Here is a 26672-nt window from a genome sequence, read left to right as displayed (position 1 = left end):
TGTCACACAGCTCCTCTAAGTGATTTCGCTCGAAAGAGAGTAACAGAAATCAGAAAAAGATTTAGCAACATACCTACAAGAGCAAACAACGCAACAGCTATAACGTCGTTTTTAAAAAACAAAAAACCAACAGCTAAAGCAGTAATCCGGCTGCCAATACTTAGGAATTCAAAGATTAGGAAAAATCCTTGGATTGATAAGGTGGCAATTGCGGCGACGCTCGGCCGGTTGATAAAACCCATAAACATCCACAATGCTATCCAGCGTGCGTATTCCCCAGCCTTGACCCATTCGGCTCCAAATACAAAAGAGAATAGTTGTGGCCCAAAAACTACGACGACGGCGAAAGGAAGAAACCCCACTGCTGCCAGGGCAAGCGTAGCTTTCAGGATGAGCCTTGAAACGTCTTCCCCCCTGTGAGAGGCCTCCGTCACACGTGGATAAAACACGTCACCAACGGCTTGTCCTACCAAACTAGACGGCATTCCTAAAACAGTTCTGCAAATCGTATAGAAACCAGCAGAAGAGGGACCAAAAAAGCTTGCCAACATAAGTACTGGCAGGCTCTGGGAAATGGCATTTATAAACATCTGTGGAGTCCTATACAGGGGAAAGTCGTAGTACTGTTTCGCAAGTTTTTTCAGTGGTATCTCGGATGGTTCTTTCAGAGCTGTGTTTTCTGTAAGTGTACCAGATTTTTTTATCCCCACCCAAAGCATTGCCGCATGGAGACCATGCCCTAATGTTGCGAGCACTACAAGGACTGCTCCAACAGGTTTGACCCAACCAATGACTGTTTTAGCAGAGTTGAGCAAGAAAGACTGAAGGACAGCTACCCTTGCGGTAATGGCAAATTGTTTCTTTCGGATCAGCCATTGTTGGCCGATCTGCATGTATGCCGCAAAGACCATGGACAAAGGGATGAGCATAACATAGGGTGCAATGGCTTCCGAATCGAGTAGAGCGAGAAGCTTTTCTCCACCAGTCAGCATGACAACCACAACGGCGCAAAATATGGCGGCAGAAACCAAAAAAGAGAGTTTTACCAGCCCTTTGGCTTCGGAATCTTCTTTGGGTAGAACAATAGCAATCGGGTAGGCCAGGGCCGCGATGGGAGTGAGAATGGCCACCAGTGATTTAAAGATACCGAGCAATCCGAAAGCCTCCGGCCCATAGATTCGTGTAATCAATGGCGAAAAGGCCATTGTTATGACTTGGGCTGCTGCAGTCCCGCTCGCAACTATGGTGACGTTGCGGACAAATGGTCTTCGGAGGAAGGCTTGAATTTTCTTTACGAGGTTCATGTGGGTGTTTTTCAATCTATTCCGTCCCTGTAGGTTTGTGGAAACCTATGAATCCTGCTGCACCGGTGACCAGTGTTTTCTTATCCATCAACCCTGATGCCTCCCAACCCCAAAGTATTCAAACCCCATCTGCTTCATTTTGCCCGGGTCGTACTGGTTCCTTCCGTCAAAGACCACCGGTTCGGCCAAAAGTTCCCTCACCCGTTCCCAGTCGGGTTTGCGGAACTGGGGCCATTCGGTAACCAGCACCAGGGCATCGGCACCTTCGAGGGCGTTGTATTCATCGTCGGCAAAGCAGACGTTTGGGTCGTCCTCGAAAAGGGGCTTTGTGTTGTCCATGGCGACGGGGTCAAAGGCACGAATCTTTGCGCCTTTTTTCGTCAGCTCCTTGATTATCTCTATGGCCGGAGCCTCCCGGATGTCATCGGTGTGGGGCTTGAAGCTCAAGCCCCAGATGGCGAAGGTTTTGTCGGTTATCTTGTCGTCGAAGTGTTTCAAGATTTTTTTGAGGAAGTTGTACTTCTGGTTTATGTTTACCTCTTCCACGGCCTGGAGTATTGTAAGGTCTTTGCCTTTTTCTTTGGCGGATCGGATGAGAGCCTTCACGTCCTTGGGAAAACATGACCCTCCGTAGCCGACGCCGGCGTATAAAAAGGCGGGGCCGATCCGTTTGTCTGTGCCGATGCCGCGGCGGACTTCCTCGATGTCGGCGCCTACGGTCTCGCAAAAGTTGGCGAGCTCGTTCATGAAGCTGATGCGGGTGGCCAGCATGGCGTTGGCAGCGTACTTGGTGAGTTCGGCGGAAGTGATGCTCATGGTGAGGATCCTGGGTTCCCTCTGCACGTAGGGGGAGAAAAGCTCCCTGAGAAACGCCGAAGTCCTGTCGTTTTCCGTCCCGATGACGATGCGGTCAGGGCTCAAAAAGTCGTCCACTGCGGAGCCTTCCTTGAGGAATTCGGGGCAGAAGGCCACGTCGAAGTCGATGTCGGTCCGCCCGCGCTTTGTAAGTTCTTCTGCGATGATGATCTTGATCTTGTGGGTGGTCCCCACGGGGACGGTGGACTTGATGGCGATGATCTTGTAGCCTTCCAGCCAAGAGCCGATGTTTTGTGCAGCCTGCATGACGTATTTGAGGTCAGCGTTGCCGTTTCCGTCGGGCGGGGTCCCTACGGCGATGAAGACAAAGAAGCTGTTTTTGACGGCCTCTTTTGTGTCGGTGGTGAATTTAAGCCGTCCCTGGGAGACGTTTCTTTTGATGATATCCTCCAGGCCGGGTTCGTAGATGGGGACGATTCCGGCATTGAGCCTTGAGATCTTGTCTTCGTCAATGTCGACGCACCAGACGTGGTTGCCCTGTTCGGCAAGGCATGCCCCGGTGACGAGCCCCACATATCCTGTTCCTATCATGCAGACGCGCATTGGTTACCTCCTTCGTGTGCCTTCGGCGTGCCGTAGAATAGCACCTTCGCTTTGATTCTAGACACCAGTAGCCTTTTCAGTCAATTCCCATCCAATTTGGGGTCACATCTTTAATCTTGAATCCCCCACCCTCACCCTCACTCACCCCTGCCGCTGCTCCACAGCTCTATGGCCTCTTCAAGCTTAAGCGTAGCCTTGTACTTTTCAAGCTCGTCTTCGCTTAAAGACAGGCAGCGTATTTTTCGATGAAGCATGGGCTCGACCTTGTCTATTAAATTTTGCAGGTAAGCTTTGTCAACTTTGCCTACCAAGACGAGGTCAATTATACCCGAATCCATCCCCCTTGCGTAGTCGCCCACGATGTAGGCCGAATGTATGTCGCCAAGCTTTGACAATACTTGAGGGATCAGCTGGTCAATCCCTGTGAATTTACGCACCATGCTGTGTATCTCGGGAAAAAGGGGGTGGTTGGTGTTTGCCCGATAAACTTTTGTCCTGCCTTCGTCGAAGGAATTTAAAAGCCCTGCTTCAGTAAGCCTGTTTAGCTCAACCCGCACGGAATTGGTCGATTCGCCGAACTCCTCTGCAAGTTCCCGAAGGTACGACCTGCTTTCTGGGTTTAAGAAAAACCTTAAAAGCAGCTTTACCCTTGTCTGGGAGGTTATCAAAGAATCAAGCTTTATGGTCAATGAATTCACCTGCACACATAGTTATTTATGAGTAAAAATACTACTCGGAAATTAGCCTGTCAAGTGTGTCAAGTAGTGTGCGAAACGTAACCGCATCAAGTTTTTGTAGGATTTCCCTGAACCACTCCCCATGTATCCTAAGGGGCAACGTTTTAGGTCAGCTAAAAATCAAACCCGCCATGACATATGCCCTTTAAGGTCGTGTATAAGGGCGTTACCTTTCCGGTGTCGAGTACCGTTATACATCCTAGCTCACTTATAACGGGACCGAAGATCTCCTCCAGGTTCTAGGCTATTACCGGAGTACCACAGGCTTGAGCTTCTACCGGAACTATACCAAAGTCTTCCTCGGCTGCAAAGACAAAGGCTTTAGCCCGTTGCATATAATCTCGGAGCACCTCAGAGGGCTGATAGCCTAACATCATCACATTTGGCCCTGCCTTGGAATTGACCTTTTCATAATATTCAGGAGACTGCTGAAAATCACGATATATATTATAATAAGTTAATTACAAAATAAAACTTAATATTTGTCTGGCCCCAATTAAAACTGTATCTTTTTAATAGAGGTTCAAGCACTTTTTCAGCAGTCTCATTCATTGTCATTTATAATTAATGTGGTTGACTTTACCATCACAACTCCTTTCAAGCCTTACCTTTGCCCCTTTCCGGCAGTGCTGCAGCGATGCCATGCAAGGCCCAGAAAAGAAAGCCGATCTTTTGTCTGGCGGCAAAGACACTTCCCCCCATGCTATAGACCAAGATAGCCAATATTGTGGCAAGGACTGCCGCGTAAAGATACATATTTTCGCCTTTGCAGCTTCTAAGTTTTCTCCAGGCAAGCCATGCACCGCGAAGCATCAACCCCACGACGACGATAAGAAGCGGAAAACCTCCATAAGTCAGCAACTGAATATACATGTTGTGAGGTTCTACGGGAATGCCTACTCCTGGTATCGCTTCAAAATTACTCATCAAAAACAAGGTCTTGTATCTAATCCATCCCCATCCCGTAATGGGCTTTTGGGAGATCAAGTGCGCCGTTTTTTCCCATATGCGCGTGCGATTTGTGGTAAATTTCGCGAAATCCCCCGAGAAAGATATCAATTGAGATATCTCTCGTTTAAAGAGGTCAAGGTAAGTAGGTTGAACTAAAGCAAACGAAAATCCCAGAATGGCCGTAACTAAAAGGGGAATTAATAACCCCTTAAATAAACCGTATTTCCCAGGGCGAGCTATTATAAAGAAAAGCAAGATCTCTATGCCGCCTATCAGCCAGGGGCCAGAGCTAAAACTTAGAAAAAGCGCTATTAAATTAAGGACAACCGTCAAAGAAGAAATGACGTGCAGCAGCCTGCTGTCGTATCTTCGAACTGCAAAGTTAAGTGACATGGGAAGGGTCACGACGGCATACAAACCAAGGGTGTTGTGATGAGAAAAGACGTTAAACTTAAGCACGTTCACTGCCTGCAAAATACATGCTACGAATATCAGGACGCTGGAAGCCCACCACACCTTTTGAAAACGCCCTGTACCTTCTTTAGACACGACGAACGCCGTCAGCCATATGCCAAAGGCGGCCTCCAAAGGGTTTGATACCCCCTTGCCAAAATGGTACCATCCGTAAAAGTTAAGCAGCGTGGTAAAAACAGACCATATTATCATTATGTATATAATAATTTTAACTGCATGGTCCAAAACAGGCCTTCGTAGCTCCGGGTTTCGAAGGATAAACAGACCGACTATCCCGATGATGCAAAAAAGCCACCCCAAATACCTGGGAATGGGACCCCAGGGATCGAAAAAGAGGGAAAAGTAAAACCCAAAAGCAATTAAAGACATCGGCCACGAAGGAGTTTTGGCAAGGGGTTCATTCATCGTTTCATCCTCCATTATGTCAGATAATTAGAATCACTTAAGCACATAAAGAAACAGGGCATAAAGGGCCGAAATATTTTATCACATATCACAAGAGAAAAAGACATAGCAGCTATAGGAAATTTGAGCGACACACCTTTATTTAAACCCTGTATAATAAAACAGTAACCCAAAGATCGGGAGGTTGTTACTGTGAGTGAAGACATAAAAAAGCAGATAAGACATTTTTACGGAGAGATAGCAAAAAACGCAAAAGCGGGAAATTCCTGCTGCTGCAGCGGCTCATGCTGCGGGCCCATCGCAAATGCACCGCTCATTTACGGCGAAGAGTTTCTTGAGGGTCTGCCCGAGGAAGCCTTGATGGCCTCTCAGGGATGTGCCAATCCGCTGGTATTTGCCGATCTAGAGGAAGGCGACGTGGTGCTCGATTTGGGAAGCGGCGGCGGTATCGACGCATTTTTGGCAGCAAAGATCGTCGGAGACAGCGGAAAGGTTTACGGCCTTGACATGACGGACGACATGCTTGCCCTCGCCGAGGAAAACAGAAAAAAGGCGGGCCTTACGAACGTGGAGTTCATTAAAGGCTACATCGAAGATATCCCCCTGCCCGATGAATCCGTCGACGTGGTCATTTCAAACTGCGTCGTGAACCTGTCGGAGGACAAGGAGAAGGTCTTCAGGGAAATTTACAGGGTCATAAAGAAGGGCGGCCACCTGTCCATAGCAGATATAGTTACTTTAAAGGAGGTCCCCGACCGCGTAAGACAAATTACGGATCTTTGGGTGTCATGCATAGCCGGCTCCATGCCCGTCGACGAATTGAACAAAACGCTCGCCCACGTCGGCTTTAAGGACATCACGATTTCCTTGGAACACGTGTATACCAAAGACGTGATAAAATCCATGCTCGGAGACGAGGCAAAGATCGATTCGGCCGATTTCGACCTGCTCGACGGGGCCTTCGGCAGCGCCGTGATAAAGGCTGCTAAATAAGCAGGGCTTGACATAAGGGGAGATCAGGATGTATCTCCCCCTCGATTTTTTACCCCAGCCCCACATCCAAGACCATCATTATGGCAACCCCGAGCATGGTAGCCTGGTGGTGATGTTGGTTTCACTGTTGCGTCGTGCTTTGAGGATGACCTACTCGACTGCCACTTGCATGTATAATAAAAACATGGAATTAAAAGATCAAAAGGGGAGAAATGCAAATTGAGAAGCATGGTTCAGATCGATGAGAACCTCATAAAAAATGCCGTTTTTACGACATTAGGAGATATGGAAGAAATTGCCGGAGTTTACCTCTTTGGTTCTGCCCTTGGGTTGTGCCGACTCGACAGCGATATAGATATCGGCCTGGTCATAAAACCGCTTTACGGCAAGCCGGACAAATATTATTTAGACATAGCCCTTGCCGCGGAGACACTCCTTGACCCCATCGATGGGCACCCCTTCCAGGTCGTCCCCTTAAACATAACGGACTGCATCTTCGCCTTTAACGTCATAAGAAAAGGACGGCTGATCTACGAGCGAGATCATGATGCTGTTACCGATTTCATGGAGATGATAAGCCGTCGTTACGGGGAAAATTACCCGCGTTACATCAAATATCTAAAGGAAATAGTGGGGGCATAATGATGACTCTCGATACGGAACGGGTCAGAAGAAAGATAGCCTATTACTAGCAAACCCCTTGGGGCCTACCGCTTATTTAGTGTTTTTTGTAATGGCAGATCCTCAATCATATGAGTAATTAAAATATGCATAATTAAAAGAAAGACTTTAATAATACAGTCATATCATAGTGATATAATCATAAAGAGCTGGCACTCTATCTTTGAATACTGGAACTTTAGTTCTTGCTTCAAGAACTTTGTCTGGATCAATGTCGACGAAATATAAACCTTCTTTGCTCCCGGCATCTAACAAAACCTCACCCCATGGATCGACGACCAGCGACCTCCCATCAAAGGCATTTTCCGTTGTGATTCCGCACCTATTACACGATATAACGAATACTTGATTTTCTATGGCCCTCGCTTTAAGCAGTATTTCCCAATGCTTGGCCCGTGCAGATGGCCATTCGGCACTTATGAAAAGGAGTTTCACCCCCTTTAAGGCATAACATCTCATCCATTCGCAGAAACGCAGGTCGTAGCATATTACACATCCTGCACTTACGCCTTCCCAGTCGAATATGCAATCCCTATCTCCCGCCGCAAGGTATTGGTCTTCTTCCATCAATGGGAACAAATGCACTTTATCATAAAAGGCGATCAGCTTGCCTTGCGGATCTATTACCTGAGCTCTGTTCGTAACGCCTCTTTCTGTTTTGGCCAAGGTGGAACCACCGATGAACCAAACGCCGTATTTCCTTGCTAATTCTCCCAAAAAAGAGGCGGTCTCGTTTCCTTCAACTGATGCAAGCATGTAAGCTTTTTCCAAGGCATAACCGGTATCCCAAAGTTCCGGAAGTACGATCGCTGTCGGCAATTCAGATGGAACAAATGCCCTTTCTATCCATTCTTTTACGCGTATGAAGTTTGCTTCTCTATTACCCACTTGAACGTCAAGTTGCAATACTCCTACTCGAAGCATAATTTCCCCCTCGCTTTTATCTGGCAAAATTTGGACTTCGTAATTGTTCACTTAACCTATAGCATTTACCGTAAATAAAACTTTATTTTAACACCTACCCCAGCGCCACGTCCAAAATCATCATTATGGTAAAGCCAAGCATGGCGGCCATAGTGGTGATGTTGGTTTCACCGCTGCGCTGTGCTTCGGGGATGACCTCTTCGACCACCACGAATATCATCGCTCCCGCCGCAAAGGCAAGCGCGTAGGGAAGTATGGGCTGGGCGATCATGACGGCCCAGGCGCCTATGACGCCTGCGATGGGTTCGACCACCGCCGACATTTGACCCATCATAAAGCATTTTCTGGGAGAAACGCCCTCGCGGCGCAAGGGCATGGATACGGCAAATCCCTCAGGGAAATTCTGAAGGCCGATGCCCAACGCCAAAGATACGGCTCCGGCCAGCGACGCCGTTGGCAGCCCGTAGGCGAGCGCTCCAAAGGCGACGCCGACGGCCAGGCCTTCGGGGATGTTATGAAGAGTTATGGCAAGCACCAGCAAGGTGCTGCGCCGCCACGATGTCTGAATTCCCTCGGCATCGGTCCTTTCCAACCCTATGTGAAGGTGGGGAAGGACCATGTCGATGGCCCTCATGAAGACTCCGCCGGCCAAAAACCCCACGGCAGGCGGAACCCACGAGGCAATGTCCTTTCCTTCGGACATCTCTATGGCAGGCGCAAGCAAAGACCAGTAGCTTGCCGCTATCATGACGCCCCCGGCAAAGGCAAGCATGCTGTCAAGCAGCTTTTTGCTCACCTCTTTGGTCAAAAAGACCGCCGAAGCACCAAGGGCCGTAACACCCCAGGTAAAAAGCGTCGCCAATAACGCCTGCACAATAGGGTTTAAGTTGACAAAAGCCTGAGCCAGGTTCACAGGTATCCTCCCCCATTCTCGCAGAGTCTGTTTCGTTTGACGTTACAAATATACCATGGCCAGCCAATTTAAAAAAGGTTTAGTTAAAGCAGAACGAGGACAGCATTTGTTTAATTTGTTTAAGGGGGCCATCCTTTTCAAATTGTTCCGTTGAACATAACAAACTTTATTTTCCCCTTCAACGTGATAAAACACAGGCGTTTGATCTAAGAACGAGACCATGGAATAATGACCAATTTCATAGAGGTCGCAAGCCGTCGATAGGGGGAAATTACCCGCGGTGCATCGAATGCCTGAAGGAAATATTGTGAAAACAATAAACAATAATGTTAACAGGCATGTTATAATATAGGCTGAAGATTACCTTATTTGGCAGTCGACGGAGGTGCTAACAATGGAAAAAGTAATAGGCGTAAACGAATTAAGGCCAAAGTTGGGCAAATATTTGGATGAGGCAGAAAAGGGCGAAACCTTCGTCATTTCATCAAGATCAAAGTTAAAGGGCGTTTTGCTCAGTTATTCAAAATACAGGGAATTAAAAGAAGTGACCGAAAAAGCAAAGCGGCTTGAAGTTTCCCTGTTGGTCAACAAATTCAGAGACAGAGCCTCAAAGGCCGGACTGACCGAGGCAGATGTAAAGGAAGAGATCGAAAAAACAAGGAATTCGTGATGCGCATTGTAGTAGATACGAATGTGCTACTTTCAGGTTTCATAAGCAGGGAAAGTTATCCGGCCAATGTAATCGACAGTTGGATTGCCAAGAACTTTGAGCCTACAGTGAGCAGTGAGATCATTCAAGAATACTGCGAGGTCATGGTGAGAGATAAATTTTCGGCCCTGGGCACTACAGAAGAAAGGCTAAATCTAATTCACATGATGCTATCCTTTGAGCATGTAGTATTGGTAGACCCGAAAGAAAAAATCTGCTTGATCGAAGACGATCCTAAAGATAATATCTTCATAGAATGTGCCTTAGCCGGCGAATGCAAGTTCATCGTTTCTGGAGATCATCATCTGTTGAAATTGAAGGAATACAAAGATATTAAGATCGTAACAGCAAAAGAATTTATAAACACTTTGTAACTTCGGGGTCGGTAACTTCGAGTCTACCATTATAAAACCACTAAATGAACGGTAGGCCCCCCACGGACACACTGGTAAGACATCCCATTGCCATGATTGTTAATATAATTGCTATAATGTCTTTAAAGAAAGATGTTTAAGGGAGACATCAAAATGGATACAGATACATTTACTGCAGGTTGGACTGAGAGGCTCGAGGTCGAAAGAAAAAGCAGATGCAAACGAATGCGTGAAGCCTATATTGCTGCGCGCAAATGTGCGCACATACTTTACGACAAATACAGGGTCCGCAGAGTCTATCTGATCGGCTCTCTTGCCAATCCTGAGGATTTTCACGAAAGATCCGATATTGACCTCGCAGTCGAAGGGCTTCCGTCGCACCTCTATTTTAAGGCTCTTGCCGAACTTTGGCGTGAACTGCCCGCCGGCTTGGAGTTGGATTTGATTCCTTTAGAAGATGTCGACCCTGTTTTTTTGAGTCGAATATTAAAAGAAGGGGTAATTATTGATGACTAGATTTGCTGCGCTAAAAGCGGATATCGACCATGAATTACGCAACCTCAAAAGATTAGCCAAAGAATTAGACGACATACTTACAGCAACAAAAGAGGGGTCAATCGCAAGAACGCGTGCGGTCGGCAGTTTGCTTCACGACTTTTATACTGGAGTTGAAAAAATATTTAGCCAAATTGCAATAAAGATAGACCAAGACTTACCTGCAGGCGAAGGTTGGCATATTCAACTGCTCAAAAGGATGACAATTCCAATAGAAGGGATCCGACCTCAAGTAATTGATGAAAAATTAGAAAATGATCTCGAAGAATACCTTCGTTTTCGCCATCTTTTTCGGAATATATACGGTTTTGAGCTAAAATGGGATAAATGTCAACCTTTAGTCGAAAGATTGGATGATATTATTTGTGAATTGGAAGAACAGATAGCTAAATTTGAATCTTTTTTGGATTCAATTACATAAAGACCCCCTTTAAAGTAGCCCCCACAGGGCTAGGATTCAAATATTGTCTGTTCGGATATATCTGCCTGGAGGGCCTTTAAAGCCCGAAGCACGAGTTTTCTTCTCGTCTTTTTGTCCTCCTCGGGGCCTGCCTCGGGGTTGCCCACGGGATGAGGTATGGCAACGCCCGGCACGATCCGATTGGCCCCCACGGTAAGCATTATGGGCACTATCGTCGCTATCTGGGCAACTGGGATTTGTGCCACCCTTTCTATTTCCCTCGTCATCGATGCGCCGCATCGTGTGCACGTCCCTCAGGTGGAGGTCAAAATTACGCCGTCCACACCCGCTTCTTTCAGTTCGCGGCCTATCTCTTGGCCAAAGCGCTCGGCGTTCGCGACGGACGTCCCCGTTCCCGTGGTCGTGTATAAATAAGGATGAAGTTTGCCAAACACCCCTTCCCTTTCAAGCTCCCTCATGACGTCTAAGGGCACTACCACGTCGGGGTCTAAGTTTGCCCACATACGGTCGTATCCTCCATGGATCGACTCAAATTCGTCGGGGGTCAAGTCATCCAGCCCCGAGATGTCGTATTTGGCATAACTTTCGGCCGAGGAAACGCGAAGCCTGTCGGGGTTGCCCCTAGGCACGATCCCGCCAGAGGTGACCAAGGCTATGGTTGCATGTTTAATGTCCTTGATCGGAGGCGCTGGAGGGATCTTTTTAAAGGTGGGCATCTCGTATTCCGTACGAAATTCTTGCCCTGCGATTTTTTGAAGCAGTATGTCGATGGCCCGAAGCGATCCTCTTTTATCCTTGAAGAAGTTCTTGCGTATGCCGCGGTGGATGTAGCCTTCTTCGTATGCAGGGCCGAGCAGCTCGCCTTTTATCAGCTTAAGGCCAAGGCGCGCCATGCTCGTCAACGCCTGCTTCATGCCCCTGGCGCTGCCCTCGGTTTTAACGATGAACGTTTGGGCACGGTACAGCTCAACGCCCGGGTTTTCGGGAAACATACCCGTTAGGGAAGGTATGTCCAAGCTTTGCGTGATGGCAGCACATATGTCGCCACAGGCCACACCGTAGCGACCGGCGTTGAAGGCAGGGCCCGCCACGAAAAGGTCTGGTTTTAAATCTTCGACGATCTTCAAACACTCGGCACGGGCTTTTTCGATGTGTTCGGCGTAGTAGCCGTCGCCGCAGATAATGGTGCCTATTACCCTCGCTTCGTCGCCAAATAACTTTTGAAGCTCAAGCCCCGGCCCCACGGGACCTTCGACGAGCTCGGGCTTGAAATCGGCAACTTCCTCTCCTCCCTTTCCTCCGTAAAATTGGTTTATGTAGCAAACAACGCGGTAAGACATCGCACTCCCCCCTTATACCCACTCGCAGCCGACCTGGCTGTAGCCAATTTCCACCGTTGAGCCGATGACGGACTGAAGCTCAACGTACATGGAGCCGTCTTCCCACAAGGATTCGGCAGAACCGCCCGAAAGCAGGGCTATTGCCTTAGGGTCGCCTATCACCTTTTGCATGGGAGGGACGACGATCATCTCGTTGACGTTTCCCGTCGACACAAAGGCATTCATCTCGGGCGTCGCGTCCGCCAAGCTCTGGCTTTTGCCGTCCGTGCCTGCTGCTTCGTCTGAGATGACGACCGTCCTGATGCCGGCTTCCTCGAAATATTTGGCCGTAAGGCAAAGGTCGGTATCGGGGTTGCCGTAGCCTTCTTCGGTAATGACTGCCCCGTTGGCGCCAAGATCTGCTCCTATCGCGGCGCTCATCCTGGCGTTTCTTTCCTTTCCCGCCAAAACGGTGCTTTCCGGCGAGATCACCACGCCAAGGAAGTTAAGGTCCTTGCCGTGGCGCTCGTACAGGTCGCGCACGACGGGGTTATTTACGTGGTGATAGGTCGTGTTTTTGTCGCAGGCCGAAACGCAGTTTCCCGACACAACGGCGCCGTCTAAGACTTCGTTTGGGTGAAGTAAAAAGGGAAAGCTCATCTTTACGTCCGTGCCGTAGACGTAGGTATCGTGAAGCAGCCCTTGGGCTATGGACATGCATACGTAAAGAATCTTTGGAAGGCCAGGGAATTTAGCGCTTTCTTCAGCGATCGAACCTTTTTCGAAGGTTGCCACCTCGTCTGCCTTTGTGTCCATGCATGCCTTGGCCAAGTATGTGGCAAGCTTTAATCCTGCGATACGCAGGGCGGCTTCGTATTTGTGCTTATCCAGGCCGTCGGTTGGCTCTACGACGAGGACTACGTTGTTGGTCTCAGAAAAAGGCGTGTAGCGTGCTCCTTGGCCGCTCATGTCGATGAAGCCCTCCTGGAAGGCCACGATGGACCCGCAGGTCACGACCGCAGCGCCGTCAAGCACAAGTGTTGCCCCGTCTCCTGCCCTTTGTAAGGGGGCACAAAAGCCAGGGAAGTATTCCTTTCCGCCCGATAACTTCACCCTAGGTTGGATGCAGTCCTTGACAGGGATTATCCTTATGCTTTCGCCAGGTCTTGCAAGCTCAAGGTCGACCTTGGCGAAGGCGTCGTCTTTTACCGCCTCTAAAGCGGACGCCTTATCTACGTACAAGACTCCTTCTTGGACCTTGGTGACGTCGCCCCAACGGACGTCGCGCACCTTTACCTTATGCAACTTTAGCTGCATGACAAGCCCTCCTCACGCGTAATGACTTAAAGATATTGTAAAATAGCGATGCTCAAAAAACATTGGGTGATGGCATAAATATATATGCTATAATTATTTTTATATAAGGCGGATGCATAATGCATTTGCCATGTCTCTGAGATAGAGGTGTGTTAAATGTTAAATCAGGTGGCACAGGATATTGCCGTCACGGTAAGCGACATCATCGGCCACGGAGTCCTGGTGACCGATGACAGGGGGGTCATAATCGGGTGCGACGATGTGTCTCGAATCGGAGTTTGCCACACCCCTTCGCTTGAGGTAATGAAATCAAAGAAGCCCCTCGTGACCACCGAAGCCGAGGCATCAAAGATGTCCGGCGTAAAACCTGGATTCACGCTGCCGATCTTACTGGTCGAAGAAGTTGTCGGGTCCATCGCCATAGCAGGCGACCCCGGTGAGGTCAAAAAGTTCGGGTTGCTCGTGCAAAAGCAGGCTGAAATAATGTTACGGCAACAGGCCCTCATGCAGCAGAACATGCTTCGCGAAAAGGCGTTACGCGATTTGGCCGAAAGTATAGCGTCCTTCAATCCTGCGTACGGAAACGAGACGCTTATTTTGCTGCAGGGCGAAGAGCTTGGCTACGACCTTAAACTGTGCCGCATAGCGATGATCGTAGAGCTTGAATCCTACGTGGGCGAACAAGTGGGATTCACGATGCGCCGTGTGCTGGACCGCTTAAAAGAGACCTTTCACCATCCCAAAAACGTCTTCTGCCCCTTAAACAGCTTCTCTGCATGCGCATTCCTCGTCAACGACCGCAAACTTAACGACGACAAATTTGAACGTTACGTCTTCGAACTGTGTCGCTCATGCATGAGCTTGCTTTCCAAAGAAGGCATTGCCATCTCGATCGGCATCGGGCAACCAGCTAAAGACATCGGAGAGCTTGCCGAATCCTACAGGAGGGCCAGAGAGGCCTTGACCCTGGGCAAAAAGATTTGCCAAAAAGGTGAGAACTGCTTTTCTGCAAGCGACTTCATCATGGAATGCGCCCTAGCGTCCATCCCTTTAAAGAAACAAAATGACTTTGTCGAGCAAGTCCTCGGCAAACTAACAGCTCACCCCGATTCTAACCAGCTCATCGAGACCTTTTGCGCCTGGTGCGATTATTCATTCAAGACGAAGGAAGCCGCTAAAAACCTATCGCTGCACCGAAACACACTTCTTTATCGCCTCAAAAAGATAGAGTCCATCACCGGCCTTTCCCCCTGGAACTTCAAAGACAGCATGAAGCTTGCCACGGCAATCTTCCTCAAATCATTGGGGTCAGATGACCCTCCATACTCAATTGACAGGCAATACAGTATCTGACCTCGCAAATTCTTGGTTGTTGTTATGCACAATTGAAGGCGCCTTTTTAAGGTTATTTTGTGTGCTATTATATAATGCTTTATGCCATTTATTATCTTATAATGGTCGTGTACTAATATCTATGATGTTGTTCATATATTTGTCATTTCATAAATGGTCCACACGTGTTTAAGCAACATAATAACTGGGTGATCCAATATGACGGAAAGAAGAAAGCTGTCCGGTTTCGGGTTTCTCTTGGAACAGTTGGGCATTCCGACGATCACCATTGCAAAGCGCCTTCACGTGGATCCCAGCTTAGTGAGTAAATGGAAAAGCGGCGATCGCCGGATATCGAAAAAATCCATTTTTTTCGATGAGATCGTTGAATTTTTGATCGAAGAAAACGACCGTCAGGGAGGATACATTCTAAAAGACCCATTAAAGAAGCAGTACCCCCTGGAGGATTTCGAGGACACCGGGAAATTTCGATATTTCTTGCAAAACATGATCGCCGATGAAAATTTCTCAACCCCCTCCAACGACTTCATAGGAAACAAAGCAGTTCGCGAAGTGAAAGCCTTCCTATATGAAAAAGGAGAGGGACGGCGGCAGGCAATATCCAACCTCCTTGACATGGCAGAAGTCCAAAGCGATCCAGGAAACATCATATACATAGACTGTGAACAGTACCGCTGGCTGCTGGAGGATGAAGAATACACCGAACGATGGAAGGAGAGAATGCTTAACCTGCTGAGGCGCGGGTTCAAGGCTAAGTTCATCATTCACTTCATGCTTCATAAGGACGAAGTCCTGCGCTTCTTTGAGCTTTGTTCCCCCCTCATCTTTCACCGAAATGCGCAGTGGTTTTACCACGAATTTTACGATGAGAACGTGTACTGGTTTTCCTTCTTCATCCTAGAACATGCCGCCTCTGTCATGGGCATGTCGATGGATCCACAGCAATCGAGCACCATGGTGTTCACAGATCCCCATTCCATCATGCAACATAAAAACGTGGTAGAGATGGTGTTGAAAAGCTGCAAGAACATGTTCGTCGACATCGAACCTAAGGATACTTTGAAACTCTTCGGCGTTGTACGCCCTCAACCGGGAAGAAACGAAACCATATACGTTTATCTTCCTGCACCTGCTTTTGCGTTTACAGATCCAGAAATTATAAAAGGAGTTCTCCTTGAAAATAACGTCATCGACGAAAAAATAAGGTACTGCATGAAGGCAAATAAACTGCTCACGGCCCTCATGAATGATTACCTTTCTCGGTGTGATGGCGAAACCGAGATTAAAGTACTATTTCAATTGGATGAGATGTATAGAAAGATGTTCGTCGGACCCTTCATAAGCTGCAGCCTTTCGCTGCTTGCAGGCCGGGATGTAATAGTCAGCAGGAAGCAGATAGCCCGAGGAATTCGCTGCGACGTCGAGAGGATGAGAAAATTTCCAAATTTAAAAATTGGCTTGACCTTGAAGGAAAACAACATAATCGACACGAATATGAACCTATGGTGCAAGAAGAATAACTGGCTGGTCCAAATGGACGAAGAGGGCATGCGTTTCTGCGATGAAAACACGATAGTGAACGCGACCTCAACTGTATTAGAAAAGATGTGGAGAAAAAATCCCTTTGCATATAAAAAGAAGGAGGACGTCGAGGCTTTTTTGCTGAAATGGGCGGAGGACCTCGAAAAATCACCTAACGATAGCCCTATCATCCCTGAAAACCTGCACGCATAAATTTTAGGGGGCCTTTAAAGGCTCCCTAAAATTTTTTACGGCCATCGATATGCATCTATATCTTCTACTTATCATCTTTATGATAGTAGGTATAGCATAAAGCGTAAGGTTTGCAGGTCAGTCTTCGTCCTTTACCCTTTTCGGCGACAAATTTTCCCTCTTTAGCGATCAACTTTCCGCGCAAGAATACCTGCTCCGGCCTGCCTTTGATCGGGAAGCCTTCAAAGGGACTGTAATCAATCCCATGATAGCTTTCGGCGTTGGTAATGGTCCCCTTGAAGTTGGGATCAAATATTACGATGTCGGCGTCGGAACCAACTGCTATCTGCCCCTTTTGAGGATAAAGTCCCACTACCTTGGCTGGAGTTGTCGCAAATAGATCGACAAACCTCTGTCTTGTGATCTTCCCCTCGCATACCCCGTAAGTCCAGAGCATAACCATGCGATCCTGGACACCCGGACACCCATTAGGTATCTTTGCAAAGTTGCCCAAGCCCTTCTTCTTGGTTATTTCATACCCTCCGACCAATGCACAATGATCTGACCCAACCGAAACCAGCCAGCCCTTTTGAACGGCCTCCCAAAGCGCATCCAAATGTTCCTGGGGTCGCAACGGGGGCGAGCAAACGTACTTTGCGCCCTCAAAGTTGGGCTTTGCGAGGTAATCCGTCGTTAGCGTAAGGTAGTGAGTGCAAGTCTCACCGTAAACCGGGAACCCGCCTTCGTAGGCACTTCTAATCGATTCCATAGCTCCCTTCACGCTTACGTGGACGACGAAAAGCGGGCAGTCGGCCACCTTTGCCAGGGCAATTGCCCGGTTCGTCGCTTCTTCCTCGGCGATGGGTGGCCTGGAATAATAATGATACACGGGATCGGTCTTTCCCTGATCGAGATAATATTTCTGCAAGACGTTGATGATGTCAGCGTTTTCTGCGTGTACCATCATCGTGACACCGACGTCTTTTGCCTTCATCATCGCCTTGAGAATGGATTCGTCATCGCTGTAGAAGCTGGTCCCCTTGTAGGCCATGAACAACTTGAGGGACGAAACGCCAACTTCCGGAAGATGTTCTATTTCGTCAAATACGCTGTCCTTCGGGTCCATTATGATGCCATGAAAGGCGTAATCTACGGAAGCGACGTTCTCCGCCTTAGAGGCCTGCATGCTAATTGCCTCCAAAAGTGGCACCCCTTGATCCTGAGGCGCAAAATCTACGATGGTCGTGGTACCACCCACACCCGCCGCATGGGAGGTCTCAAAAAGCAGCGCACCAAAGGAGCCGTAGTGCACATGTTCGTCGACCCCTCCCGGGAAAACGTACTTCCCCGTGGCGTCAATGACATTGTCAGCCTGCATGTTAAGGTCAATCCCGATAGCCTCGATCTTCTCTCCTTTTACGTAAACGTCACCGACAAACTCATTTGACGCCGTGACAATTGTGCCATTTTTAATTAGTAAGCTCATCTTTCTCCCCCTCTTTTAAAAAACGCCGGTCCTGCCAGAGAACCAGCGTTCGAATACCTCGATGGGTTCTCTAAAAATCAGCTAATCACTTGAGCACCCATAGAGTTGACATGCTGAAGATATCCTTATTTCAGGTTGTTTATATAGGCTATGACCTCGTCTACCGGCATAACGTCAGCAAATTTAGCGTCCATATCGAAAAGGTTCCACTGAATCGCCCCCGGGATGCGGTCGGCTATAGTTTCGGCGGGGACGATTACCTTATAGCCGAGTGCAACGGCATCCATGACGGTGTGCCTTACGCATGCGCAGGCAGTGGCACCGGTCACTATTACTGTATCTATGTCGCGCGATCTGAGCTGGTAGTTTAGCGGCGTCCCGGCAAAACAACTTGCCATCTTTTTATAGAATACCGTTTCATTGGGCTGCACTTTCAGGCGAGAATCGATCTCTGCCCACTCGCTTCCAATATGTAATGTGCTTAAAGGTATTTTTTCCTCCCATCGACCGTTGTCCTCCAGCCCGTTTTCATTAAAGGCTGTACAGGAGAACCAAATCAGTATTTTCTGTTTGCAAGCGCGAGCTGCATCAAGCAATCTGGCTGTTGCCTCTACCGCAGAATCGGCATCGCAGGAGAAAGGATGTCCCGGCCTTGTCCATGCGTTCGCCAAGTCTACATTAATGATCGCCAATTTCTTTCCAAATCCCATCCTGCGTTGGAAACCTCTTTCTTTGTAAATCCTCCTGGCTTCCTCAAAAGCTGCCTCCAATACCTTGGGGTCAAACTGAACTTCTTGCATAATTCCCTACCTCCTTAAATTTTGTAATTTCATGGTATCTGATTATATGATGGATGTAAAGCGTTCCATCGTCATATGTCAACCATAGTACATTGACAATAAATGGACAGCAGGGCAAGACACGCAAACTTGATGACATTTCCTTGATTCTATAAATTTATTGCAGGTAGATGAAATTTTGTATCCCTTCGGGTTGGGACAGCTCACAACAAAACAGTAGCAGATAAATACACCTTGCGGCAGGCCTTGCATATGGTGTTGTTTTCACGTTAACCCTAGTCTAAGTCATTGACATTTATTGGAATGATTCTTTTATCTTCCCAGCTAAGGGCTACGCAGGTTGAGAGCTTGCCAAGTTTTGCGAGATCAGTCAAAATGCGACCAAGATCCTCGATAGACCTGGCAATAATCTCGATGCAATAATCGTTTTCACCGGTTATGCTCCAATAACGTAATACTTCTGGTATTGCGCTTATCTCTCCTAAAATACGTAAATCCGGGTTATTAAAACTGGTATACATATATGCAAGCGCTTTTATCGGATAGCCGACTTTTTTATGATCAACAAAGGCGCCGTATCCCATTATTATCCCTGCATCCTCCAGCTTTCTTACCCTCTCTATCACAGATGGCGCTGAGAGCCCTACTCTTTTGGCCAATTCTCTAAAAGAAACTCTTCCGTTCTGTTGCAATTCATCCAATATTTTCTTGTCAATTTCGTCAATGATTACTTTTTTCTTAACGTTTGTCATATTTTTCCTCCGATATATTAACATATATTTATATTCTGTTGATGCTTCTACATAAATATAACATATTTTTTAGCATTGTGTTACATATGTCATGGCACAGATCCAATTTATCATGTATATGTGATTATAAACAATAATGCTATCACTAAAAAAGGAGGAATTTTTGTGAGATCATGGGGGGCACAGTCTGAAGTTGGAAAGCTTGAAAAGGTACTTGTAAAAAAGCCCCAAGAGGCATACCGCGATCAGGTAACGCTGGATGCCAATTGGAAAGACCTTGGATATACGGGGCCTATTGACTTCTCCAGAGCTATTGAAGAATACGCTTGTTTTTTTGAGATAATCAAAAGCCATGTCAAAGAGGTATTTACTCTTCCTGTCGACGACGCTACCGGCCCCGATTCCATATACACAAGGGATAGCTGCATGATTACCGATGAGGGAGCCATTCTTTTCAACATGGGAAAACCGCAGCGTTCCGGTGAAGCAGCTGCCGCAGGCAGATTTTTCGATGAAATTGGCCTTCCGATTCTTGGATGGATTCAAGGAGAGGGCACAATGGAAGGTGGCGACATGGCCTGGCTTGACCCGGAAACCCTTGCTGTAGGGATCAGTTATAGGACAAATTCCGAAGGGATCTTGCAGCTTAAACAGTTTGCCCAAGGAAAATTTACCGTTTTAGATTATCCGATTCCCCATTGGAATGGGCCGGCGGAATGTCTCCATTTAATGTCCTTCATAAGCCCCGTAGATCACAGGAAGGCCGTTGTCTATTCGAAACAAATGCCCGTTACTTTCCGCAAGGAACTGATCCGTCGGGGTTTTACCTTGATCGAAGTTCCCGATGAAGAATATGACACCATGGCCTGTAATGTCCTTGCATTAGAGCCGGGATTAGTTCTCATGATCAAGGGCAACCCCATCACGAGGGATCGAATGAGAAAGGCGGGCCTAGAAGTTTTGGAATTTCCTGGCACGGAGATATGCTGGAAAGGCGGCGGCGGACCTACTTGCCTCACACGCCCTTTGCTCAGGCAGTATTAATTAAAAGGAGATAGATCGTCATGGTGTCATTTGGTTGTCAATCTATGATCGCACCGCTTCGATCGGTGCTCCTAAAACATCCTCGCGTTGCTTTTCTTTCGCAGGAGCATCTCAATGCAGAGTGGAAACGTTTCGGTTATCTTGGCTGTCCCAGCTTTGACAAGGCGTTGGAGGAATATGGATACTTTGAGTCAATGCTGAGACGGTTTGTTGACGACATCTTTTACCTTCCCTCATACGAAGAAACGGAATTGGATTCTATTTATACTCACGACCCAGTGCAGATTACCAAGAATGGTGCGATCCTAATGAACATGAGCAAAGCCTTGCGTAGAAAAGAGCCCGCGGCTATACAGGCTTATTTAGAAAACCTTAACATTCCGATTTATGGTGCGATAGCTGAACAGGGAAAGATGGAAGGTGGCGACGTGCTGTGGCTGGACGAGAATACAGTAGCCCTGGGAAAGGGATATCGTACTAATGACGAGGGCATCTGGCAATTTATCTCGCTTACGAATTTTGTTGAAAACCACATGATCTTTGATTTGCCGCACGACAGAGGCCCAGAGGAATGCCTCCATCTAATGTCGATAGTCAGCCTTATAGACAAGGATTTGGCTGTCGTATATTCGCCACTGATGCCGGTGCGATTGCGTCAGTACTTGCTTGAACGGGGCTATTCGCTTATTGAAGTTCCGGAGGAGGAGTATAAGACCCTCGGATGTAACGTTTTAACGTTAGCTCCACGAATATGTGTTCTTCTTGAAGGAAATGCAACCGTTTCATCTGAGTTGAGGCGCTATGGCGCTGAAGTTTATGAATATCCCGGAGACAATATTTCCCTTTGCGGCACAGGAGGCCCGACTTGTCTTACTAGACCTTTATCGAGAAGTTGGTAGTTGCATAGCTGTCGAAAATACACGACTTCTAAGGTAGTCGCTATGAAGAGGAGGAGAATGAAGGAATGTGGCTATTTAATATTGTAGAGCAACTCGTCGACTGGATGTGGGGGACGCCATTAATCGTTTTAATCCTTGGAACAGGTGTCTTCTTCACGGTGGTCTCTGGATTCTTTCAATTCAGGCATTTTGGGTATGTCATAAAAAGCACGATTGGGCAAATATTTTCAAAAGATGTTGAAAAAGGCCCAGGAATGCTAACAGCCTATCAGGCAATAAGCGTTGTAGTTGGGAATTCAGTTGGCGTTGGAAATATTGGTGGTGTAGCAACGGCTATAGCGGTAGGTGGCCCAGGAGCAGTTTTTTGGATGTGGCTGGAAGCCATTTTTGGACAGATCATTAAGATGGTTGAAGTTAGCTTGGCCCTCCATTATCGAACTCACATTGGCAAAGATGCTACATATGGAGGTCCTACATATTACATTAGTCGCGGTATCGGTGAAGAGAGAGGGTGGAAAAAACTTGCGAAGGTGATGAGCTTTCTTTTTCTGGTCGGTTTTTTCGTTGGTTACATCTTTAACATACAAAATTACACAGTTTCTGAGGCAGTTGCTGGAACATATAACATTAATATACTTATTGTAAGTATTATTTTCCTAGTACTCCTTTATGCTAACATATGGGGTGGAATAAAGGGGTTAGGAAAGATTGCATCTATGATTGTTCCTTTTATGTGTGTTTTCTACATTGGGACCGGGCTTTTTGTTATATTTAAAGACGCAGAAATGATCCCCAACACTTTTAAAATGATCTTTGAAAGCGCCTTTACCGGGACAGCTGCTATAGGTGGGTTTACGGGTGCTGCGTTTTCAAAGATGATACAGGTTGGTATGTCTAGAGCAGTATTTAGCAATGAGGCGGGATGGGGTTCTTCTCCCATGATTCATGCTACGGCCATGGTTAATCACCCGATTAAACAGGGAATTATGGGAATTTTTGAGGTATTTGTCGACACGATAATAATTTGCTCAGTCACGGCATTGATGATTATCAATTCAGGTGTCTGGACATCTGGTTTGGAGGGGGCTACTTTGACTTTGAGCGCCTTTTCTACGGGGTTTGGAAAGCTTGGAGCAGTCATATTAGTCACAGGTATTTTCTTGTTTGGACTGACAACTTCAGCGGCTCTTTTTGCGCAATTTGAAACGCTTTTTACTTATATAGTAGGCGCACATTTTCCTCATTTAGGAACTATTTTAAAGGCCAATAAGATCATTTACCCTCTACCGGGATTCCTGCTTGTGTTATATGCTTATGTTTACGGGCTTCCCACTTATAAGGTGTGGATGTTTATCGATGTCTCCATGGGGGTTCCAATTTTCATCAATCTTTTTGCAATTTTGTTATTGACACCGAAGTTCCTTTCTCTCTTGAGGGACTACCGCGCCAGATACATGAACATTGGAGAGGTCGACCCTAATTTCAAAGTATTTTATGAGGAATAGCCAAAATTAATAAAAGGAATCCGCCCTTTCCAAGTGCATGTGAAAGGGCGGATTTTGCAAGGAGGATAAGGGGATAATTTGAAAACTTACCTGGCTTCCCCATTGATGAACTATTGTAAAACCAGCCTTTTGAATAGCTTTAATTGACTCCTCTCCAGACAGAACCGGCAGTTTGTTCACCTATAGCAACTTCAAAGGGATATAGTATCACTTCACAGCCACTTTCTGGTAAATTCTCACACCCAAAGCTTTCTATATATAACTCCACAGCTTACTTTAAATTCGCTTGAGCTTCCTCTATAGTTATAGTCTTTCCTTGGCTAACAACCCCCAGCTCAACGCAATCAACACCGAGGAATCGCAGATCAATGTTCGTTTAACATTATGAAACTTAAGAACTTAAGGGTCAGATAAATTTTTCAATGATCTTCCCGTGCCAGCTCCCTTAGAAACTGTCGCAGCAGCTGAGGTAGCTCGCCCAGGGCGTAATCCCGCTCCAGCCTTTCAAGCCACGTATGCGCTCCCCTTCCCAGCGGCCCCAGGTTTATTATGGGCATGTTAAGCTTTTCCATCAGATCAAAGGGGAGGTCGTATATAATGCCCCAACCGGGGGTGTTTTCCTTCAAGGTCTGCCTTTCGCCTTCATCTATCTCGCAACCTATGTAGCTTAAATCACACAAACCTCCAAAGGCGGGATACTCCATCAAACGCCTGCCAAAGACGTTTTCGGCGTAAGATACCGTAGCCTCGACAGCACGATTAAAGCGCAGTCCCACCTCTGTCCGGCCGTAACTTGATCGATGGGGCATAAACGGCGGCAGAAACCCGATTATGACGGCAGGCTCTTTTTTGTCGCGCCAGGACATCTCCCACTCGACTAAGGCAATGCCTTGTTCCCTTAAGTCCTTGCCTGATGATTTGAGCTTTAAGGCCATCTCGCGTTCTGCCCTTTCAAAGTCGCCGGGGTAGTTGCGGGCCGCCTGACGGCGAAGCTCCGCAAAGTCAATTATCGAAACGTCGCTTCTTTCCCGTGCCGCTCCAGCGTAGCCAAAATTCTTCATTTCCTTATAGGAAGCGTCGATGTAGTCTAAGGCCCTTTTTGCACCCCTGGCTGCAGCCTCCTTAAAGAGCTCAAGCACGTCACCGGGCGTTCGAGTTACAGTAAAGACATTGAAGTAGGCCATGCTAAGGTGGGGAATGGAAACCGAGTACACTTCCTTTTGCCGGCATTGTCGGTTGAGCGCAAAGGGCGGCAAGGTAACACTTGCACCAAGGACGTCGCAAATCTCGGGACGGGCTTCAATCTCCAGGTCGATGAAGTCCTGCAAAAGCAACGCGCTTAGGCCTTCAAAATAGCTGCCCCCATGTGCTTCTTTCCCTATGACGTAGGTCATTACCAGGGCCTTTCCCATGGTGCTTAAAAAATATCCGGGCCCTGGGGCACCGGGAAGGCCTGCATCCGTCGGCTCGGTGTTTATGGCGCCGATAAAGTGCAACCCTTCCTGCTCGGCCAAATCCGCCAAAAAGGGCAAGGACGATATCATCCCCTGGCTTGAACCTTCCTCGTCGAAAACCAAATCAACGACGACGTTTACGCCAAAAAGCGAAGGATCACGGGCAAATTCTTTGAGCAAATCAAGTTCCAGGGCCACGCCGCATTTCATGTCCATGACGCCCCGTCCAAAGATCCAGTTGCCGCTTTCAAGGTCGGCCCTTGCCTGCCCGTCCATGGGTCGGCTCGCCATAAACTGCATCAAGGCTTCAGGGTCAAAGGCCTTGTCCGCCAAATCTCCGTACACATCTGCTCCTACCACGTCTAAATGTCCGATGAAAAGGACGGTATCGGGCACATTCAAAAAAGAGCGAACCAAGGCAACAACCGAATGGCGATGGCCGTCAGGGCCGGGCACAAAATTTAAGTGGCCTGGATGTTCCATGAAGTAGCGTTCTTTCTTCAGGCTATCATATATGTACCTTGCGATTTCGACTTCACCGTCAGAACCCGTGACGCTTGGAATGCGAACAAGCTTTATCAGCTCTTCGTATATGCGATCTTCCACAGACATTGATGTAGCATCCCCTTTGCATGTAAAGTCAGCCTCACTTTAGTTAAAGGCCGCTTTCACTTGAAGCCACAAGTTTAGAGGCTGCATTTCTCGCAGGCCTTGCATCGGCGGTGTGAAAATCTTTTGTATGTATTGTCATTGAACACGTTCTTTCGCAGTCGGTTTCAGACGCTTTAAGGAACATTCGCTTTGTTCGACGCCTATGCTTGGCCTGCTTGGCATCATGAAGATCAAGGGCATGGCCGCAATGAAGGCAATGGCAAGGCCAAAAAACACGATGGTAAAGCCCCGGGAGGGGTCACCGACGGTTTGGACGATGAGCGTAGCTATGGTAACGCTAAGGGCGCCGCCCATTTGTCGAAACATGCCCCTTATGCCCGTTATGGTAGCAGCCCTCTCTGGAAGAAGCTCTATGCAGGCGTTATTTGCCGTCGGCGACAACACCCCCACACCCGCGCCCAACAGAAACATGATGAGGTACAAAAAGAGGACACTTGCAGGCTCCAGGCCCAGAAAATAAAGCCCCACGACGGTCGCGGTGTTGCCTATAATAAGCGGCCAGCGATAGCCCCACTTCATTATGTAGATGCTTGTCAGTACCGAGGCTATTATCATGCCCACCGATCTGGGCGTAAGAAGCAGGCCGCACTCTGAGGGCGTCATGCCATAATTCGCCGTAGCAAACATAGGAATAAGTGACAGCACGCCCACCACGGCACCGCCGTAGATCAGGTTGTACAAATTGGCTGCCACGAAGGGCTTTCTTTTAAGGATATCGAGGTCCAGGATGGGATCTGAAACCTTATGTTCATGCCTTAAAAGCAGGACGGCAAGGACAAGGGATGCCACAAAGGACGGCCATGCCCACTGTGCCGCCGAGCCGTAGCCCAAAAACGTCAGCCCCAGCATCAGCATTGCAAGGGACATTCCCAACAACCCTGCCCCAAAGAAGTCTATACTGCCCCTTTTTCGCTCGCCTGCAGGAAGCAAAAAAACGGACAAGGCCAGGGCAAACAGCCCTATGGGTATATTGATTAAAAACACGGACCTCCATCCGAAGGAATCGACCAGCCATCCGCCCACGTTTGGCCCAATGATCTGGCCTATCGGAAAGATGCTGCTAAACAGCCCGATCATCTTTTGCCTCGACTCAGGAAAGACTTCGGATATGATGCCCACGGCCGAGGGCATGAATCCACCTCCGCCAAAGGCCTGCAGCAGGCGGAAAAATATCAACATCTCGATGTTTTTGGCAACAGCGCACATCGCCGAAGAGACGATGAACAGCACCAGACAAACTATAAAGGTAGACTTTCTGCTGAACACGTCGCTTACCTTGCCGATTATGGGCATCGTAACGGTAAAGCCCAGTTGGTAAACGCTTATGATCCAGCCGGCTATGGTCAATGGCACCATGAAATAGGACGTAATTATGGGAAAAGCCACGGCGATGGACGTAGCGCTGATCGAAGAAAGCATCAAAGCCACGCTTACCGTCGCAAATATCATGTAGTTCAATTCGACACGCCTCCGTTGATAAAAAAGCAAACCGCCCCTT

25 protein-coding genes are annotated in these 26672 nt (G+C 47.7%); 11 read left to right on the top strand and 14 right to left on the bottom strand.

Going from position 1 to position 26672, the window contains the following annotated elements:
• Positions 1–2: 2 nt before the first annotated feature.
• From B3N34_RS07255 to B3N34_RS07235, 5 genes are all read right to left on the bottom strand, one after another.
• The gene (locus B3N34_RS07255) at positions 3–1319 is read right to left on the bottom strand and encodes a lipopolysaccharide biosynthesis protein (RefSeq protein ID WP_286976293.1); all 1317 of its coding nucleotides are present in this window, start codon (positions 1317–1319) and stop codon (positions 3–5) included.
• Between the two features lie 72 nt (positions 1320–1391).
• Complete coding sequence (locus B3N34_RS07250) at positions 1392–2723, bottom strand: UDP-glucose dehydrogenase family protein (protein WP_286976292.1); 1332 nt, start codon at positions 2721–2723, stop codon at positions 1392–1394.
• 137 nt (positions 2724–2860) lie between these two features.
• Complete coding sequence (locus tag B3N34_RS07245; protein WP_286976289.1) at positions 2861–3421, bottom strand: winged helix-turn-helix domain-containing protein; 561 nt, start codon at positions 3419–3421, stop codon at positions 2861–2863.
• Between the two features lie 278 nt (positions 3422–3699).
• Positions 3700–3906: a glycosyltransferase gene (locus B3N34_RS07240; RefSeq protein ID WP_286976395.1), complete on the bottom strand. Its 207-nt coding sequence runs from the start codon at positions 3904–3906 to the stop codon at positions 3700–3702.
• 151 nt (positions 3907–4057) lie between these two features.
• The gene (locus B3N34_RS07235; RefSeq protein ID WP_286976286.1) at positions 4058–5290 is read right to left on the bottom strand and encodes an O-antigen ligase family protein; all 1233 of its coding nucleotides are present in this window, start codon (positions 5288–5290) and stop codon (positions 4058–4060) included.
• A gap of 192 nt (positions 5291–5482) precedes the next feature.
• Here B3N34_RS07235 and arsM point away from each other — a divergent pair, with 192 nt between their 5' ends.
• Positions 5483–6283 (top strand): arsenite methyltransferase, encoded by an 801-nt coding sequence (arsM, locus tag B3N34_RS07230; protein ID WP_286976283.1) that lies wholly within the window; start codon positions 5483–5485, stop codon positions 6281–6283.
• Between the two features lie 228 nt (positions 6284–6511).
• Positions 6512–6925 carry a nucleotidyltransferase domain-containing protein gene (locus B3N34_RS07225; protein WP_286976393.1) on the top strand — a complete coding sequence of 138 codons (414 nt, stop codon included), beginning with the start codon at positions 6512–6514 and terminating at the stop codon, positions 6923–6925.
• A gap of 159 nt (positions 6926–7084) precedes the next feature.
• Here B3N34_RS07225 and B3N34_RS07220 read toward each other — a convergent pair whose 3' ends face one another.
• Together B3N34_RS07220 and B3N34_RS07215 are read right to left on the bottom strand one after the other, a co-directional pair.
• Positions 7085–7888 (bottom strand): carbon-nitrogen family hydrolase, encoded by an 804-nt coding sequence (locus tag B3N34_RS07220; RefSeq protein ID WP_286976280.1) that lies wholly within the window; start codon positions 7886–7888, stop codon positions 7085–7087.
• Positions 7889–7982: 94 nt separating this feature from the next.
• The gene (locus B3N34_RS07215) at positions 7983–8801 is read right to left on the bottom strand and encodes a ZIP family metal transporter (RefSeq protein WP_286976278.1); all 819 of its coding nucleotides are present in this window, start codon (positions 8799–8801) and stop codon (positions 7983–7985) included.
• A gap of 394 nt (positions 8802–9195) precedes the next feature.
• Between B3N34_RS07215 and B3N34_RS07210 the strand changes: the two genes are divergently transcribed.
• The 4 genes from B3N34_RS07210 to B3N34_RS07195 all read left to right on the top strand — a co-directional run bounded on the left by B3N34_RS07210 (position 9196) and on the right by B3N34_RS07195 (position 10860).
• Positions 9196–9471: a type II toxin-antitoxin system Phd/YefM family antitoxin gene (locus tag B3N34_RS07210; RefSeq protein WP_286976275.1), complete on the top strand. Its 276-nt coding sequence runs from the start codon at positions 9196–9198 to the stop codon at positions 9469–9471.
• On the top strand, positions 9471–9884 hold the full coding sequence (locus tag B3N34_RS07205; protein WP_286976273.1) for a putative toxin-antitoxin system toxin component, PIN family: 414 nt from the start codon (positions 9471–9473) through the stop codon (positions 9882–9884). Before B3N34_RS07210 ends, B3N34_RS07205 begins: the two co-directional genes overlap by 1 nt.
• Positions 9885–10037: 153 nt before the next feature.
• Complete coding sequence (locus tag B3N34_RS07200) at positions 10038–10400, top strand: nucleotidyltransferase family protein (protein ID WP_286976271.1); 363 nt, start codon at positions 10038–10040, stop codon at positions 10398–10400.
• The gene (locus tag B3N34_RS07195) at positions 10393–10860 is read left to right on the top strand and encodes a hypothetical protein (RefSeq protein WP_286976268.1); all 468 of its coding nucleotides are present in this window, start codon (positions 10393–10395) and stop codon (positions 10858–10860) included. The genes B3N34_RS07200 and B3N34_RS07195 overlap by 8 nt, the downstream gene beginning before the upstream one ends.
• 29 nt (positions 10861–10889) lie before the next feature.
• Here B3N34_RS07195 and B3N34_RS07190 read toward each other — a convergent pair whose 3' ends face one another.
• Positions 10890–12200, bottom strand: coding sequence for a glycine/betaine/sarcosine/D-proline family reductase selenoprotein B (locus tag B3N34_RS07190; protein ID WP_286976266.1), 1311 nt, complete (start codon positions 12198–12200; stop codon positions 10890–10892).
• A 12-nt stretch (positions 12201–12212) separates the two neighbouring features.
• Positions 12213–13496, bottom strand: coding sequence for a glycine/sarcosine/betaine reductase component B subunit (locus B3N34_RS07185; RefSeq protein ID WP_286976264.1), 1284 nt, complete (start codon positions 13494–13496; stop codon positions 12213–12215).
• Between the two features lie 156 nt (positions 13497–13652).
• On the opposite strand from B3N34_RS07185, the gene B3N34_RS07180 reads away from it, so the two are divergent.
• Both B3N34_RS07180 and B3N34_RS07175 read left to right on the top strand, forming a co-directional pair.
• Positions 13653–14849, top strand: coding sequence for a CdaR family transcriptional regulator (locus tag B3N34_RS07180; RefSeq protein ID WP_286976261.1), 1197 nt, complete (start codon positions 13653–13655; stop codon positions 14847–14849).
• A gap of 198 nt (positions 14850–15047) precedes the next feature.
• Positions 15048–16583 carry a hypothetical protein gene (locus B3N34_RS07175; protein ID WP_286976259.1) on the top strand — a complete coding sequence of 512 codons (1536 nt, stop codon included), beginning with the start codon at positions 15048–15050 and terminating at the stop codon, positions 16581–16583.
• Positions 16584–16647: 64 nt separating this feature from the next.
• Here B3N34_RS07175 and hydA read toward each other — a convergent pair whose 3' ends face one another.
• From hydA to B3N34_RS07160, 3 genes are all read right to left on the bottom strand, one after another.
• A complete protein-coding gene (gene hydA, locus B3N34_RS07170) occupies positions 16648–18048 on the bottom strand; it encodes a dihydropyrimidinase (RefSeq protein WP_286976256.1) in 1401 nt (466 codons plus the stop codon).
• Positions 18049–18173: 125 nt separating this feature from the next.
• Entirely contained in the window at positions 18174–18848 is a 675-nt protein-coding gene (locus tag B3N34_RS07165) for an isochorismatase family protein (RefSeq protein WP_286976254.1), read from the bottom strand.
• A 275-nt stretch (positions 18849–19123) separates the two neighbouring features.
• On the bottom strand, positions 19124–19600 hold the full coding sequence (locus tag B3N34_RS07160; RefSeq protein ID WP_286976252.1) for an Lrp/AsnC family transcriptional regulator: 477 nt from the start codon (positions 19598–19600) through the stop codon (positions 19124–19126).
• Positions 19601–19765: 165 nt separating this feature from the next.
• Between B3N34_RS07160 and B3N34_RS07155 the strand changes: the two genes are divergently transcribed.
• The 3 genes from B3N34_RS07155 to B3N34_RS07145 all read left to right on the top strand — a co-directional run bounded on the left by B3N34_RS07155 (position 19766) and on the right by B3N34_RS07145 (position 23048).
• Positions 19766–20644 (top strand): dimethylarginine dimethylaminohydrolase family protein, encoded by an 879-nt coding sequence (locus tag B3N34_RS07155; protein WP_286976249.1) that lies wholly within the window; start codon positions 19766–19768, stop codon positions 20642–20644.
• A gap of 20 nt (positions 20645–20664) precedes the next feature.
• A complete protein-coding gene (locus B3N34_RS07150) occupies positions 20665–21543 on the top strand; it encodes a dimethylarginine dimethylaminohydrolase family protein (protein ID WP_286976246.1) in 879 nt (292 codons plus the stop codon).
• Between the two features lie 65 nt (positions 21544–21608).
• On the top strand, positions 21609–23048 hold the full coding sequence (locus tag B3N34_RS07145; RefSeq protein WP_286976244.1) for an alanine/glycine:cation symporter family protein: 1440 nt from the start codon (positions 21609–21611) through the stop codon (positions 23046–23048).
• Between the two features lie 419 nt (positions 23049–23467).
• Here B3N34_RS07145 and B3N34_RS07140 read toward each other — a convergent pair whose 3' ends face one another.
• Both B3N34_RS07140 and B3N34_RS07135 read right to left on the bottom strand, forming a co-directional pair.
• On the bottom strand, positions 23468–25114 hold the full coding sequence (locus B3N34_RS07140; protein ID WP_286976243.1) for a M20/M25/M40 family metallo-hydrolase: 1647 nt from the start codon (positions 25112–25114) through the stop codon (positions 23468–23470).
• Positions 25115–25249: 135 nt separating this feature from the next.
• Positions 25250–26623, bottom strand: a complete 1374-nt coding sequence (locus B3N34_RS07135) for an MFS transporter (protein ID WP_286976390.1) — start codon at positions 26621–26623, stop codon at positions 25250–25252.
• Positions 26624–26672: the final 49 nt, after the last annotated feature.

It is taken from the genome of Acetomicrobium sp. UBA5826, from assembly GCF_002433005.1.
In the GTDB taxonomy this organism is placed as follows: Bacteria; Synergistota; Synergistia; order Synergistales; family Acetomicrobiaceae; genus Acetomicrobium.
This window is presented reverse-complemented; position numbering and strand designations above follow the sequence as displayed.